General features: G+C 36.2%; 13 protein-coding genes. 8 read left to right on the top strand and 5 right to left on the bottom strand.

Annotated features, from left to right (window positions below; translation table 11 throughout):
• Positions 1-139: 139 nt before the first annotated feature.
• On the bottom strand, positions 140-1,234 hold the full coding sequence (ychF, locus tag RE431_RS05775; RefSeq protein ID WP_309561017.1) for a redox-regulated ATPase YchF: 1,095 nt from the start codon (positions 1,232-1,234) through the stop codon (positions 140-142).
• Positions 1,235-1,446: 212 nt separating this feature from the next.
• Here ychF and treS point away from each other — a divergent pair, with 212 nt between their 5' ends.
• On the top strand, positions 1,447-4,758 hold the full coding sequence (gene treS, locus RE431_RS05770; protein WP_309561016.1) for a maltose alpha-D-glucosyltransferase: 3,312 nt from the start codon (positions 1,447-1,449) through the stop codon (positions 4,756-4,758).
• An 81-nt stretch (positions 4,759-4,839) separates the two neighbouring features.
• Here treS and RE431_RS05765 read toward each other — a convergent pair whose 3' ends face one another.
• Both RE431_RS05765 and RE431_RS05760 read right to left on the bottom strand, forming a co-directional pair.
• The gene (locus RE431_RS05765) at positions 4,840-6,036 is read right to left on the bottom strand and encodes a hypothetical protein (protein WP_309561015.1); all 1,197 of its coding nucleotides are present in this window, start codon (positions 6,034-6,036) and stop codon (positions 4,840-4,842) included.
• Positions 6,037-6,153: 117 nt separating this feature from the next.
• Positions 6,154-6,897, bottom strand: a complete 744-nt coding sequence (locus tag RE431_RS05760; RefSeq protein WP_309561014.1) for a class I SAM-dependent methyltransferase — start codon at positions 6,895-6,897, stop codon at positions 6,154-6,156.
• 172 nt (positions 6,898-7,069) lie between these two features.
• Between RE431_RS05760 and RE431_RS05755 the strand changes: the two genes are divergently transcribed.
• A complete protein-coding gene (locus tag RE431_RS05755) occupies positions 7,070-8,350 on the top strand; it encodes a carboxypeptidase-like regulatory domain-containing protein (protein ID WP_309561013.1) in 1,281 nt (426 codons plus the stop codon).
• A 49-nt stretch (positions 8,351-8,399) separates the two neighbouring features.
• Here the strand turns inward: RE431_RS05755 and RE431_RS05750 are convergent, their stop codons facing one another.
• Complete coding sequence (locus RE431_RS05750) at positions 8,400-8,984, bottom strand: hypothetical protein (protein WP_309561012.1); 585 nt, start codon at positions 8,982-8,984, stop codon at positions 8,400-8,402.
• Between the two features lie 218 nt (positions 8,985-9,202).
• Here RE431_RS05750 and RE431_RS05745 point away from each other — a divergent pair, with 218 nt between their 5' ends.
• Entirely contained in the window at positions 9,203-10,081 is an 879-nt protein-coding gene (locus tag RE431_RS05745; protein ID WP_309561011.1) for an AraC family transcriptional regulator, read from the top strand.
• A 55-nt stretch (positions 10,082-10,136) separates the two neighbouring features.
• Here RE431_RS05745 and RE431_RS05740 read toward each other — a convergent pair whose 3' ends face one another.
• A complete protein-coding gene (locus RE431_RS05740; RefSeq protein WP_309561010.1) occupies positions 10,137-10,490 on the bottom strand; it encodes a 4Fe-4S dicluster domain-containing protein in 354 nt (117 codons plus the stop codon).
• A 141-nt stretch (positions 10,491-10,631) separates the two neighbouring features.
• Between RE431_RS05740 and RE431_RS05735 the strand changes: the two genes are divergently transcribed.
• The 5 genes from RE431_RS05735 to RE431_RS05715 all read left to right on the top strand — a co-directional run bounded on the left by RE431_RS05735 (position 10,632) and on the right by RE431_RS05715 (position 14,753).
• Positions 10,632-11,690: an acyl-CoA reductase gene (locus RE431_RS05735; RefSeq protein WP_309561009.1), complete on the top strand. Its 1,059-nt coding sequence runs from the start codon at positions 10,632-10,634 to the stop codon at positions 11,688-11,690.
• A gap of 68 nt (positions 11,691-11,758) precedes the next feature.
• Positions 11,759-12,823 (top strand): 3-phosphoserine/phosphohydroxythreonine transaminase, encoded by a 1,065-nt coding sequence (gene serC / locus RE431_RS05730; protein WP_309561008.1) that lies wholly within the window; start codon positions 11,759-11,761, stop codon positions 12,821-12,823.
• A gap of 24 nt (positions 12,824-12,847) precedes the next feature.
• A complete protein-coding gene (locus RE431_RS05725; RefSeq protein ID WP_309561007.1) occupies positions 12,848-13,810 on the top strand; it encodes a D-2-hydroxyacid dehydrogenase in 963 nt (320 codons plus the stop codon).
• 185 nt (positions 13,811-13,995) lie between these two features.
• The gene (locus tag RE431_RS05720; RefSeq protein WP_309561006.1) at positions 13,996-14,421 is read left to right on the top strand and encodes a DUF6146 family protein; all 426 of its coding nucleotides are present in this window, start codon (positions 13,996-13,998) and stop codon (positions 14,419-14,421) included.
• Positions 14,422-14,450: 29 nt separating this feature from the next.
• Positions 14,451-14,753 (top strand): DUF6787 family protein, encoded by a 303-nt coding sequence (locus RE431_RS05715; RefSeq protein WP_309561005.1) that lies wholly within the window; start codon positions 14,451-14,453, stop codon positions 14,751-14,753.

The following is a 14,753-nucleotide window of genomic DNA, read 5'->3' as shown; positions in this document are numbered from 1 at the left end:
ATAAGGCAATAGCTAAAAAACTAAAATAGTTCCGCACTAAAGTAATTAACAAAGATTTTAGAAGAAATGTTAATTGCTTAGATAATTAAGAAGATAGCCTTAGAAAAAAGCTTTGATATATGACTTTTATAGCCGGGAATTAGACGTTGAAACGGAAGTGCATCACATCCCCGTCTTTAACGATATATTCTTTTCCTTCCACTCGCATTTTACCGGCTTCCTTTACTTTGGCTTCACTACCAAAGCTTACGTAGTCATCGTATCCAATTACCTCAGCACGAATAAACCCTTTTTCAAAATCTGTGTGGATCACACCGGCAGCCTGAGGTGCAGAAGAGCCAACAGGAATTGTCCAGGCTCTAACTTCTTTAACTCCCGCAGTAAAATATGTTTGAAGATCAAGAAGCTCATAGGCTCCACGAATAAGTTTAGCTGAACCTGGTTCATCTAATCCAATATCCTGAAGGAACATCTGTCTTTCTTCAAAATCATCTAATTCTGTAATATCAGCTTCAGTTCCAACGGCCAGCACTAAAACCTCAGCATTTTCATCTTTAACGGCATCCTTCACTCTCTCAACATGCGCATTTCCATCTACCGCAGCTCCTTCATCAACATTACATACATACATTACTGGCTTATCGGTAATAAATTGAAGTGGTGCGATGAATTCTTTTCTTTCATCTTCGGTAAGATCTATAGCACGAACAGATTTTCCCGCTTCAAGACCTGCTTTTACCTTTAATAATGCAGCTTCCTCTTTCTGAGCTTCTTTATTACCTGTTTTAGCAGCCCTCTTCACTTTCTCAAGTTTCTTTTCAGTAGTCTCAAGATCTTTAAGCTGAAGTTCCATATCGATGGTTTCCTTATCTCTTATTGGATCTATAGAACCATCAACATGAACGATATTATCGTTTTCAAAACATCTTAGCACATGAAGAATAGCATCTGTCTCCCTGATATTTCCTAGAAACTGGTTTCCTAATCCTTCACCTTTACTCGCTCCCTTAACAAGTCCGGCAATATCTACAATCTCTACAGTTGCAGGAATCACCTTTTCAGGATTCACCAATTCTTCCAGTTTACGAAGTCTAGGATCTGGAACATTCACTACTCCAACGTTAGGTTCAATGGTACAGAATGGGAAATTCGCACTTTGAGCCTTTGCATTACTCAAACAGTTAAAAAGAGTTGATTTACCAACGTTAGGAAGTCCTACAATTCCAGCTTTCATATATAATTATTTAGATGCTTTGTTTTTGCGGCTGCAAAGATAAGTATTAGAATCGAGAATTTAATAGGATGTATCACAAGCTTTACACTCTATTAAAACATTTATGTGACAGAGCTTTAGCAAATTTGTTTAGTATTTTTTTAACTGAACAGGCTGGCATATTTTTTAAATTTAGAAGAACTAATTGCTAATCATAGAATAATCCTCCACTTATGTCAGCTAAATCAAGTACTGAAGAAACACAATGGTATAAAGACGCTATCATTTACGAATTACACATCAAAGCCTTCTTTGATAAGAATGGCGATGGCATTGGTGATTTTGAAGGCTTAATGCAAAAACTTGATTACCTCGAAGACCTTGGCGTGACCACAATATGGCTATTACCTTTTTATCCGTCGCCACTTAGAGACGATGGATATGATATTGCGGATTATTATTCCATAAATCCATCTTACGGAAATATTGAGGATTTCAAACTTTTCCTTGATGAAGCCCATAATCGCGGACTAAAAGTTATAACTGAACTTGTGATCAATCATACTTCAGACCAGCACGAATGGTTTCAAAGAGCCAGAAAGGCTCCGGCAGGATCTGACGAGAGAAATTATTATGTCTGGAGTGACGATCCTCAGAAATATAAGGATGCTCGAATTATTTTTACCGATACCGAGCCGTCTAACTGGAGCTGGGATGCTGAAGCTAAAGCTTATTACTGGCACAGGTTCTTTTCTCATCAACCAGATCTCAATTTTGACAATCCGCAGGTTCAGGAAGAGGTTTTTAATATTCTAGATTACTGGTGCGAAATGGGAGTGGATGGTTTCCGCCTGGATGCCGTCCCTTATTTATTCGAAAGAGAAGATACCAATTGCGAAAACCTTCCGCAGACGCATGAATTTCTGAAAAAGCTCAGAGCTCACGTTGATAAGAAATACGATAATAAACTATTGCTGGCCGAAGCGAATATGTGGCCGGAGGATTCTGCTGCCTATTTTGGTGATGGCGACGAGTGCCATATGAATTATCATTTTCCTATCATGCCGAGAATGTTCATGTCGGTAAAAATGGAGGATCGCTACCCTATTATTGATATTATAGATCAAACTCCGGAAATCCCGGAAAATTGCCAGTGGGGAATTTTTCTCAGAAACCATGATGAATTAACCCTCGAGATGGTGACCGATGAAGAAAGAGATTATATGTATAAAGTTTATACCAAAGATCCTCAGGCAAAGATCAATGTTGGCATCAGGCACAGGCTTGCTCCATTATTGGAAAATAATCGGAATAAAATAGAGTTGATGAACGTTTTGCTTTTCTCTCTTCCGGGCACGCCTATTATTTATTATGGTGATGAAATTGGTATGGGTGACAATTTTTATCTCGGTGATCGCGATGGAGTTCGCACACCTATGCAATGGACTGCCGATAGAAATGCAGGTTTTTCCCTGGCCAATCCACAGAAATTATACCTGCCATTAATAATAGATCCTGAATACAAATACGAGTCTATTAATGTGGAAACTCAGCAAATGATCTCTTCGTCTCTTTTATGGTGGATGAAAAGAGTTATTGGTATGCGGAAGAAATTTAAAGCATTCGGACGAGGCGATATTGAATTCCTCTCTCCCACTAATTCCAAGATCATAGCATACACCAGAACATATGAAGATGAAAATATTCTGGTTGTGGCTAATCTTTCGAGATTCTCACAACCCGCTGAAATAGATCTTGAAGATTACAAGGGTTATACCCCTGTGGAGGTCTTCAGCCATAATAAATTTCCCGTAATAACAGAAAGGCCATATTTATTCACTCTTTCACCACATGGATATTACTGGTTCGTTTTGGAAAAGGAAAGAGAGCGAGTTGAAGGTGAAAGCAAGATACCCGTTTTAAAGATCGATAACTGGAATAATCTTTTAAAGAATCGAACCCTTCAGAATTTATCTGAACAGATTTTACCACCTTACCTGGAGCACAGACGATGGTTTGAAAGTGCCGGAAGGATCATTCAGGATATTATAGTTAAAGAATCTATTGAAGTTAAGGTTGATCATCTACCAACAAGGATTATTATTCTTGAAGTAACCTATAATGAAGGTCTTCCGGAATATTACCAGTTACCCGTTTCTTTTGTTGATGGTGAAAATGAAAATCTTTTGAAAGAAATTCCGAAAAGAGGAATTATTGCCAAGCTTAATATTGGAGAAGATGAAGGTTTCTTATTTGATTCAGTTTATTCAGAAGGTTTCAGAGACCATTTATTCGAAGGTTTTTTAAACACCAAGAGATCCAGATCGGGTTCAGGTGAATTAGAGTTTATCGCAGATAAAAATGTTTTAAAACAAATTGAGGATGAAGTTCGATCAGATCTGGTTAGTACTGAACATGGACAAACAATCATTACCTATAATAATGAATTGTTTCTCAAGCTTTACAGGAAATTAGATCAGACCTTCAATCCGGATGTGGAAACCATTAAATTCCTTTCTACAAAATCTGAATTTGAAAAGATATCGAGATATGCAGGTGCCATCAAATTCAATCAAAAAACTGGGAAGCCATATTATTTCGGGATGCTTCAGCGAATTATTGAAAACCAGGGAGAAGTATGGACCCATGTAAAAGACTCTTTAGACCGATATTTTGAAAGAGTTCTAACTTCCTCCAGAAACCTCAGCTTAGAGTCACCAGATAAACATATAACCGAGCCTTTAGGTTATGAAGAATTTCCGAAGTATATCCAGGAAATGATGGGCATAATTTTACCGGAAAGGATGTATCAGCTTGGTGAATTTACTGCAGAACTGCATGACGCGCTTTCGCAAAATGCTATAGATAAAGATTTTAATAAAGAGGAGTCATCTTTACATTATCAGAGGTCACTTTTTTCAGGGCTACAAACCCTTACGAGAACCAGCCTGGAAAAATTGAAAAAAGTAATTAAAGATCTGCCAGAAGATACCGGTCGTGAGGCTGCTGAAGTCATTAACCTGAGAAATAATATACTGGATTGTTTCCGCGAGATATATGATCATAAGATCCCTGTCATGAAGATCAGGACTCATGGAGATTATCATCTACGACAGATCCTCTGGACAGGTCGCGAATACATTATGAATAGTTTTGAAGGAGATCCTTCCAAATCGTTTAGTGAACGAAGGATTAGAAGATCTGCCATGCGCGATCTTGCTGCGATGATACGTTCTTTGCATTATGCCGCCTATAGCAATATTCTTTCTCCGGAATATTCACAGCAGCGTAAAGAAGGAAATCTGGAAGAATGGGCTGAAACCTGGCACTATTATATTAGCAGGTTATATATAAAAGGATACTTTGATAAAGCCGGAAGTAAAGATTATGTACCAAAAGATCAGGAAGACTTTAAAATTCTGATGCATACCTTTCTATTGGAAAAGGCCTTGATAGAATTGAATTATGAAATTGAAAATCGCCCAGAATGGATAATTATTCCTATTCGCGGAATAAAAGCCATTATACAGCATTACAAAAACTAAGAACCAACTATTGGAAAAACGGTATTGGTTTTTAAATTGATATTGGAAATAAAAAAGCCCCATTTACGGGGGCTTTTAATATTACTCAACAATATACATCTCATTAGATGCTTTGATATATTCCTGGGGATTAAAGGTAGATTCAAAACTGTTTCTCACCAGGTCTAACTTTAATTTCAAAGTTTTCATCTCATCCATCAAAAACGAATCATTCTGGTATTTTTGAATAAGCTTTTCGTACTTATCTAAATTTTCAAGGATTCTAAAAGTTAGCATCCCAAACCTGATCTTTAGATTTTGCACTGAAAGCATCTGATCATGATATTCCTGCTTCCAGTTTTCTGGATTCTTTTTACGTTCCTCAGCAATTTTGTTTTCAGCGATCTTGGAGATATCAAGAATATATTGAGTTCGCTTTTTTGCATCGGTCTCATTGGTGAAATTCTCAGTAAAGTCTTGCTTCTTAATATCAAGGATTTCAACCAGGTTGTCTTTCATTGCTTTATTCTGAAGTTCTTTCAACTCATTAAGGCTTTTATTAATTCCTTCCCATTCAGTTTCAATAAGATCCTTATCATGGGTGAACTGAGAGATAGAAGTGGTTAATTTCAGCATTTTTATGCTCTGCTCCCTTAATTCTTTATCCCTCCTATTTAAAGACCCAACAAACTGACTTATTCCGTCTATTAAGCTTCCGGCAAACATTCCGGTAAAAGGAGTTCCTTTAGCAAGGTCTCCCGTTACCTGTAGCATGTGATTTAATGCTTCCAGGCGTGCGTTGTCCTCTTTCTCTTCCGCAATATAGCCTTTGAATTTACCAAACCATTGCTGGTAACCTTTATAGTTCATAGGGTTTCCAACCGCGTCTAAGGTTGTATAGAACTCTCTGGAGGTATTAAATAAATTTAAAGGCTTGATCTCTCGCTCCATGGAAGCAAGGTTGAGAACTGCAGAGCTATAATTATATTTATAAACACTAATGGTGTTCTTATCAATCTCTTCCTGTCTTTCCTCAAGGTATTTTACTCTTTCAAGTAATTTTTCCACTTTTTCTGAAGCTGAATTAGTATTCTTAATGCTTTCATCCAGGTTAGTGATCTTGGAATCGATCTCTTTTATTCTGAATTCAAGGTTTTGGCTTAGTAGCGAGCGTTCTCTGTTTAATTCCTTCAGAACCTGTTCTGTAACCGATGTATTTTGATTATCTGCATAGATCTGCGCATTTGCACAATTAAAACTGAACAAAGCAGCTGTAAAAACGAAGATTATCTTCTTCATAAGGTATTGGTTTTAGTCAATGTATTAACGCAATACCAATTTGCATATTTCATGCCAGTAGAAATATAATCTCCATAATCTATAAAACTAAAGCTCAGTAGGTTTATAAGTGTAGAATTATTGATCAGCTTCTTCTAATTTCCCCACTTTAAACAAAATAGGAAAGTTGATTTCATTCTTATCGCCAAAAGCCTTTCTTAATTGATCTTCCACCAATGCCACTGGATCTTCACCATGTTGCCTTTCATAATGTTTTACAGCAGACCAGGTTCGCAGATACCCCAGGAAATGGTCAATATCCCACTCATAAGCTCTCACAAAACCGGGGGTTTTGATCGATTGAAATGGAAAAGGGATCGTTTTATATTCTTCATCCAGATATTTTCGCTCTTCATCCCAATATGATCCTATAATTCCATCGTAGAATTCCTGGATGATCTGATTAACCTCTGATACACTTCTAAAAAGCCCGTAGCCCATGATTACAATTAAACCATCAGGTTTAAGACACCGCTTAACTTCCGAGTAGAATTTATCAAAATTGAACCAATGAACAGCTTGTGCGCAAATGATAAGGTCAAATTGATGATTTTTAAAATTAGTTTGCTCAGCTGGTTGCACCGAATAATTGATATTCGATTTTTTTATCGCTTGCTTAATTTGATTTGAACTTATATCGGTAGCTTCCACCCTTTCGAAAAATTCAGCAAGTTCAGCAGCTACTTGACCATTTCCTGTTCCGCAATCCCAGGCAGTTTCAAATCCGTTTAAATTTTGCTTCAGCCAATTATAAATTTCCGGTGGATATTTTGGTCTGTATTGAGCATAATCTTTCGAATGTCCTGAGAAGTTGTCTTTCATAAAAATAATATCAGAGTAAAAATTTCAGCATCAATTATGATATTTTCAAAATAAATAGAAATAAACTGAAAATATAACAATCGTTTAATTCAAAAAGCAGGTGTTTCACATCAAATTAAGCCTGAAATTCATTATATTGTATAAGTTTATTCAAACTTAAATATATACGATTATGAAAAGATTTGATTTAATATTTAGCGGCAAAACATATTCTGCCGTTCTAAGTCTTTGCCTTATTTTCATCACCATGCAAAGTTTTGCTTTTCAGCCTGCCGATATTGAGTATGTAGAATACAGAGGTGAGGTTGTCAATGCTAATAATGGAAGAGGTATTTCATCAGCATATCTTTCATTGAATAACAGTAATATTTCAACAATTACTAATTCAGACGGTGAATTTTCTCTGAAAGTTCCTGAAGATCTAATAGATGCTACAGTGACTACATCTGTTTTTGGATTTCAGAGTAAAACACTTCCTCTTGATTATTTCAAGCCTGAAGGCACCGTGATAGAACTTGAAGAAACTGTGGAAGAACTTACCGAAGTAAGCCTGTATAAGGCAACTAATGCCAGCTTACTGGTAAAGGAAATGCTCGATAAGAAAGATGATAATTATCTCTCAGATGAAAGCCTTATGACTTCATTCTACAGGGAAACCATAAAAAAGGGTTGGTCTAATGTAAGTCTTTCTGAAGCTGTAGTAAAAATCCAGAAGAGCCCATATAATTCTTCGAAAAAAGATCTGGTATCACTTTATAAGGCGCGTAAAAGCACAGATTATGAAAAACTGGATACAGTCGCTCTAAAACTTCGGGGTGGGCCTTTCAATACATTGTATCTTGATATGATGAAATATACCGAATATGTATTAAGACCTGAAATGATGGATAGTTACAGCTTCAAGTTTGACGATCCTACAAAAATTAACGATCGCTACACTTATGTGGTAGATTTTAGAGAAGTCGATGAATCTGATCCATGGTATTACGGAAAGCTATTCATAGATGCCGAAACCTCAACCTTAGTGAAAGCTGAATACAGCCTGAATGTAGATGATCGTGATGCTGCTGCCGCAATGTTCGTGAAAAAGAAACCGAATGGTTCTAAGGTATTTCCTACCGAATTGAATTACCAGGTAGACTATGCCCAGAATAATGGAAGATGGCATTATGCTTATGGAAAAGCTCAGCTTGAATACGTGGTGAACTGGAAAAGAAAGATCTTCAATTCAAAATACAAGATCAATAGTGAGATGGTGGTGACCGACTGGCAACCATATGCTGGAGACGACTGGCGAAAATCTAATGATGTAATCAGGCCAAATATTGTAATGGTAGATGATGTTGCTGGATTTTACGATTCAGAGTTTTGGGGAAGTAATAATATCATTGAACCCGAAAAATCTATACAGAACGCCATTGACAAGATTAAACGGAAAATGGATGATAACTAAAATCAAAAACCCACTTTTCAGTGGGTTTTTTTAATGAACGAATTCCAGGTTAGATAATAGTAATTGTTTCAGTAAACTTTTCAGCTTTAGTATATATCTTAAAAGTATAATCACCGGGATTCACTCGAGAAAAATCAAAAGTTTTCTTTACCACACTGTCTCTGGACTTTAAATTACCAACAGTTTCTCCCTGTTTATCAAAAATCTCTACTTCAATATACTTTTCTGAAGGATTCACCAGGTAAAAGGATACCTGGTCCTTTTTAATTTTTAGACAAGGCTTGAAGATCGTTGAATACGATTCGTGAATAATATTCACCAGATCGTCCTTCTTGATGATTACCGAAGTTGATTTGATAAATTCCTTATCCATGATCAACAGATATTTTCCATCAGGCAAAGTCTTAAAATCGATCACCTTAGAAAAGTTCTTTTCATTAAGGAACCTATCCTTATATAAAACTTCACCATTGGAATTTATCAAGCTTAAAACCGAGCCTGTTTCAACTTTTTTAACTTCAACAACCAGACTTTGCTGGTCGTTAACCTTCAGATCTACTCCATCTGCAGCTTTTCCGTTTATGACGACCATAAACAATAGTGCCATCATTAAATTTTTAATTGTGTTTTTCATAATCTTAAATTTTAAAGGTTAGAACTTTGATTAAAGATTTAGTCAAACTTACTTCAGAAGTATATGCAATGATAGAACTCCTAAAACCAGATTATGTCTTAAATTAACCTCGTTATTGCTTCAGAAAACGTTTTCGGTTAATATTCAACATATTATAGGTAATTTTGTATTAGGCCTGTTTGAATGTAAATCCTAACTTTAGAAGAAATAAGTTGAATATGAACTTGGGAAATAAACCAACACTGGAAAAGATCGAGCCCGGTTTTGGAAGCTCTTTTTCATATCGCACTTATCTTAAATCTCATAATGATAAGAAACCAACCTTCTGGCATTATCATCCTGAAATTGAACTTGTCTATGTAAATGGAGGCTGCGGAAAAAGACAGATTGGAAGTCATATTTCATATTATCGTAACGGAGATCTCATTCTTATAGGCTCACTTCTACCCCATTGCTCTTTTACAGACAGTCTTACCGGGCATGAATGTGAAACAGTGATTCAATTAAAACATGACTTTCTTGGTGAAGAATTCTTTGAAGCTATAGAGTTTCGTGGGATTAGAAACTTACTGGAGAGGGCTAAAAAAGGAATCGTTTTCCATGGAAATACAAAACGAAAGATTGGTGCTCAAATTGAAAAGCTAAAAGATCTGGAACCACTATCAAAGCTTTTAGGTCTTCTTTCCATTCTCAAAGAATTAGAAAAAGCTGAGAAATATACCATTCTAAATGCCGGTGGTTTCATCCTTGAAACTTCTCTACAGGATAATGATAGGATCAATGTGATTTTCAACTTTGTGAAGGAACAGTTTACCAGGTCTATTAGCCTGGATGAGATAAGTGAAAAGGTAAGTATGACAAATCCCGCTTTTTGCAGATATTTTAAAAAGATAACGGGTAAAACCTTTACCAATTTCGTAAATGAATACAGGCTAGCTCATGCGGCTAAGTTGTTACATGAAAAACAGATTAGTATTACAGAAGTTTGCTTTGAAAGTGGTTTCAACAACTTCAGTCATTTCAATAAAAAATTCAAAGCATTTACCGGTAAATCTCCGTCTACCTATAGAAATGAATTGAAGTTCAGTGTATCTTAAATAAAAAGATCCCGCTTTTTAAAACGGGATCTAAATATTTTAAAATGAACTTTTTCTATTCATCATGATGCATAAAGCGTTGCTTAGCTAATAGTTCCTCCTCATTCTCTACGTGTTCATCATCTGGTACGCAACAATCTACAGGACATACGGCCGCGCACTGAGGTTCCTCATGGAATCCCTGGCACTCTGTACACTTATCTGGTACTATATAATAGATTTCATCACTTATAGGTTCCTGGGCTTCATTAGCGTCGGCCTCTTTTCCGTTAGGAAGCACAACTTCACCTTCCAGATCTGTACCATCGGCATATCTCCAGTCATCTGCACCTTCATAAATTGCGGTATTAGGGCATTCCGGCTCACAGGCCCCGCAGTTTATGCATTCATCGGTTATAACAATTGCCATAGCTGTTCTTTTATTTGTAAATTTAAATACTGAACGAAAAAAGACCGGTAGCTTTTAGGAAAATTTATGGTTTTCAGCTGCGGAAACTTTAATTTCGCTGCACAAATTTAACAATGGACACCCTCTTAACCAAATTAGACGATGACAATTGATGACCATAAATCACATCTGGTAACATTAGGCAAATTTTTAAAGCAATTTAAGGTCGTAAATTCAGTTCGAAATGATGAGCTTCCAGGAAACGATAAATTCTTTGCTGAAATGGATCAAAAGATAGATTCGGCAATTCATCATAACGGCTGGTTTAACCGTGAGAATATCATCTATTCTCTTCAGCAATGGGCTGAAGCCTTAACTCCTAGAAACTTGAAACTCTGGCTTGCTGAATATGATCTGTCAAAAAGCGGCGGAAAAACTGTTGGGATCGTGATGGCTGGAAATATACCCCTGGTTGGTTTTCACGATTTTCTATCGGTATTGGTTTCTGGACACAATGTTCTGGTTAAATTATCTATGAACGACAGGCAGTTGCTACCTGTTATTGCAGCATATTTGATGGATTTGGACAGCAGGTATGAGAATAGGATCAAGTTCACTGAAAACAAATTGAAAGATTTCCATGCCGTTATCGCAACCGGAAGTAATAATACTGCTAGATATTTTGAATATTATTTCAAAGGCAAACCCAGTATAATTCGTAAGAACAGAAATTCAATCGCAATTATTACCGGTGAAGAAACCAAAGAAGAACTTTCAAAATTAAGCGAAGATGTTTTCAGATATTATGGGCTTGGTTGCCGTAATGTTTCAAAATTGTTCGTTCCTGAAGATTATGATTTTGATTCATTTTTCAAGGCTATGTACGAATGGAATTCAATAATAAATCAGGATAAATACGCCAATAATTACGATTATAATAAGGCGGTTTATCTCATGAGCGAATTTCAGTTACTTGATAATGGCTTTTTAATGCTCAAGGAAGACCAAAGTTTTGGCTCGCCTATCGCAACACTTTTCTACGAGAAATATAAAGATGAAGCTGAACTGAAAAAATTGCTGAAGGAAAACGTAGAAAAGATCCAATGTGTTGTGAGAAATAACGCCGGAAAAGATGAAGTGAGCTTTGGCCAGACTCAAAAACCACAGTTATGGGATTATGCCGATAATATTGATACGATAGACTTCCTTTCCAAACTTTAATCTTATAATTTCCATAACAGCGATTCCATCCAAAATTTGGCATCTTTGTGACAATCAACTATAAATTTATGAAAAAGCACAACTTTAGCGCAGGACCTTGTATTTTACCTCAGGAGGTATTTAAAGAAGCATCACAGGCTATCTTAGATTTTAATAATTCAGGTTTATCCATTTTAGAAATTTCCCACCGAAGTGCAGATTTTGTTTCGGTGATGGATGAAGCACAGTCTTTAGCACTGGAATTATTAGGTTTAAAAGATAAAGGTTATAAAGCGCTTTTTCTTCAAGGTGGAGCTAGTATGCAATTTTTGATGGTTGCTTATAATCTTCTGGAGAAAAAAGCGGCATATCTTAATACAGGAACATGGTCTTCTAAGGCGATCAAAGAAGCAAAGTTGTTTGGAGAAATAGATGAAGTAGCTTCCTCAAAAGACAAGAACTTTAATTATATCCCAAAATCGTATGCAATTCCAGAAAATATAGATTACTTCCATTGCACCAGTAACAATACCATCTTCGGAACCCAGATGAAAGAATTCCCTGCGACTAAAAAAGCTTTGGTTTGTGATATGAGTAGTGATATTTTTTCAAGAGAAATTGATTTTTCAAAATTCGATCTGATATATGCGGGCGCCCAGAAAAATATGGGTCCGGCAGGAACAACCCTAGTTATTATAAAAGAAGATATTCTTGGTAAGGTATCACGCGAGATCCCTTCCATGCTGAGTTATGCGACTCATATAGGAAAAGACAGCATGTTCAATACACCGGCAGTTTATGCAGTTTATGTTTCGATGCTGACTCTAAGATGGATAAAATCAAAAGGTGGAATAAAAGCAATGGAGGAGCTTAATAACAAAAAAGCAGATCTATTATATTCAGAAATAGATCGCAATCCATTATTTGAAGGATTTGCAGCAACAGAGGATCGTTCTACGATGAATGCCACATTTAACCTTGTCAATGAGGATCATAAAGACACCTTTGATAAACTCTGGAAAGATGCGGGAGTGAATGGATTGAATGGCCACAGAAGTGTTGGTGGTTACAGGGCTTCGATGTACAATGCGTTACCACTGGAAAGTGTTCAGGTAGTTGTAGATTGTATGAAAGAATTAGAAAGCAAAGTATAATTTAATTATAGATCATTTCAAGAAATGAAAGTACTAGCAAATGACGGTATTTCGCAAAGCGGAGTAGATACATTAAAAAATGCCGGTTTCGAGGTTATCGTCAAAAAGGTTGCTCAGGAGCAGCTAAAAGATTATTTAAATGAAAATGCCATAAGCGTGCTTCTGGTTAGAAGTGCTACTAAGGTTAGAAAAGATATTATCGATAATTGCATTCACCTCAAAGTTATTGGTCGCGGTGGTGTAGGAATGGATAATATCGATGTGGATTACGCCAGAAGTAAAGGAATTTCTGTGATCAATACTCCTGCTGCCTCGTCAAGCTCTGTAGCAGAACTTGTTTTTGCTCATTTATTTGGCGGAGTAAGAAAACTTCATGATTCGAATAGAAATATGCCTTTAGAAGGTGATTCCAGGTTCAAAGATCTCAAAAAAGCCTATGCTGGAGGAGTTGAACTTCGCGGAAAAACTCTTGGTATCGTAGGATTTGGAAGAATTGGAAGAGAAGTTGCTAAGATCGCTTTGGGAATTGGTATGAAAGTGATCGCTAGTGATCAGGAAATTGGAGAAGCTGAGATCATGCTGGAATTTTATAATGATCAATCCATTAAGATTCCCATAAAAACCGAGCCAGTTGATATGCTAATAAAAGACTCAGATTTTATAACACTTCATGTTCCTGCTCAGGAAAAACCTATTATTGGAGCTGAACAATTTAAAAAAATGAAAGATGGTGTCGGAATAATCAATGCTGCCCGCGGTGGAGTTCTGGACGAAGAAGCTTTACTTGCCGCAATTGAAGCAGGAAAGGTTTCTTTCGCCGCTTTAGACACTTATGAAAATGAACCAACTCCAGCTATCAAATTATTGATGAATGAAAGTATTTCCTTGAGTCCGCATATTGGTGCTGCTACTAATGAAGCTCAGGAACGTATTGGAGTTGAGCTCGCAGAGCAGATCATTTCTATACTCAAAAAAGAAAAAGCTTAAGTATTATTACTTAGCAAAACTTATAAAAGCCGTTGGATAAGTTCCATCGGCTTTTTTATTATTTCCTTAGTAGTTTTCGGAAATAAACTTGGTAAATTATGCACTCTTAGCAACAATTATTCACGTTAGATTATTTGGAAGATTAGACAGGAATAATTTTTGAGGAAATAATAATAAAACAGATTATGAGAAATATCATATACATAGCATTATTAGCCTTATTCATTTATAGTTGTGGATCTTCAGGTGGCCGTGATTTTCCAAATGGAAAGAATAATTCTGAGAATGATACGGTAAGAATCGCCAACGACAGCCTTGAATATGAGATCATTATAATTGAACCTGGTTTCAATCTGTTTATTAATTCGTATGCCAGGCAAAGAGGTTATTATTCTCAAAGCTATCTGGAGAATAAAAACAGATTAATTGTTCCTGAATATAATGTTCGCGTGGGACAGCCTTTGAGATACGATGCAAACTTATATATGAATGAGATCAATTATGATCCCAGCATAGATTATGGTTACGAGGTGAATTATTTGCTCTATAATTATTTCGTTTATTTTAGTAGAAATTACAATCAGCGATTTAGTGTTCCTACAAGGATTTGATTCTTTAGTCATTTCCTTATATTTGCAACATGAAGAAATTGAAAGATCGCTGGGAAATAGATTCTAACTGGCAATTATTTATCATTCTACTGGTATTTGCAATTACCGGCTCTTCAGCTGCTAAATTAGCAAGTCCGGTTTGTGAACTTGTTGGTATTACTCAGCAAAATAGTCATTGGAGCATTTACTGGCTCTTCAGAATCCTTTTAATTTTCCCTATTTACCAGGTACTATTAGTAAGTTTTGGATGGATCTTTGGACAGTTTCAGTTCTTCTGGTCATTTGAAAAAAAGATGCTAAGTAGACTTGGTTTCGCTAAATTCTTCAAATAA

Source organism: Christiangramia sediminicola (assembly GCF_031344135.1).
Lineage (GTDB): Bacteria > Bacteroidota > Bacteroidia > Flavobacteriales > Flavobacteriaceae > Christiangramia > Christiangramia sediminicola.
The sequence above is the reverse complement of the archived record's forward strand: the minus strand, read 5'-3'. Positions and strand labels throughout refer to the sequence as shown.

What these genes read in the sequence shown, in the direction of transcription:
- RE431_RS05745 (WP_309561011.1), top strand. Translation starts at nt 9,203, where the DNA reads ATGAACTTGGGAAATAAACCAACACTGGAAAAGATCGAGCCCGGTTTT.
- RE431_RS05765 (WP_309561015.1), bottom strand. Translation starts at nt 6,036, where the DNA reads ATGAAGAAGATAATCTTCGTTTTTACAGCTGCTTTGTTCAGTTTTAAT.
- serC (WP_309561008.1), top strand. Translation starts at nt 11,759, where the DNA reads ATGAAAAAGCACAACTTTAGCGCAGGACCTTGTATTTTACCTCAGGAG.
- RE431_RS05735 (WP_309561009.1), top strand. Translation starts at nt 10,632, where the DNA reads ATGACAATTGATGACCATAAATCACATCTGGTAACATTAGGCAAATTT.
- ychF (WP_309561017.1), bottom strand. Translation starts at nt 1,234, where the DNA reads ATGAAAGCTGGAATTGTAGGACTTCCTAACGTTGGTAAATCAACTCTT.
- treS (WP_309561016.1), top strand. Translation starts at nt 1,447, where the DNA reads ATGTCAGCTAAATCAAGTACTGAAGAAACACAATGGTATAAAGACGCT.
- RE431_RS05760 (WP_309561014.1), bottom strand. Translation starts at nt 6,897, where the DNA reads ATGAAAGACAACTTCTCAGGACATTCGAAAGATTATGCTCAATACAGA.
- RE431_RS05755 (WP_309561013.1), top strand. Translation starts at nt 7,070, where the DNA reads ATGAAAAGATTTGATTTAATATTTAGCGGCAAAACATATTCTGCCGTT.
- RE431_RS05725 (WP_309561007.1), top strand. Translation starts at nt 12,848, where the DNA reads ATGAAAGTACTAGCAAATGACGGTATTTCGCAAAGCGGAGTAGATACA.
- RE431_RS05720 (WP_309561006.1), top strand. Translation starts at nt 13,996, where the DNA reads ATGAGAAATATCATATACATAGCATTATTAGCCTTATTCATTTATAGT.
- RE431_RS05715 (WP_309561005.1), top strand. Translation starts at nt 14,451, where the DNA reads ATGAAGAAATTGAAAGATCGCTGGGAAATAGATTCTAACTGGCAATTA.
- RE431_RS05750 (WP_309561012.1), bottom strand. Translation starts at nt 8,984, where the DNA reads ATGAAAAACACAATTAAAAATTTAATGATGGCACTATTGTTTATGGTC.
- RE431_RS05740 (WP_309561010.1), bottom strand. Translation starts at nt 10,490, where the DNA reads ATGGCAATTGTTATAACCGATGAATGCATAAACTGCGGGGCCTGTGAG.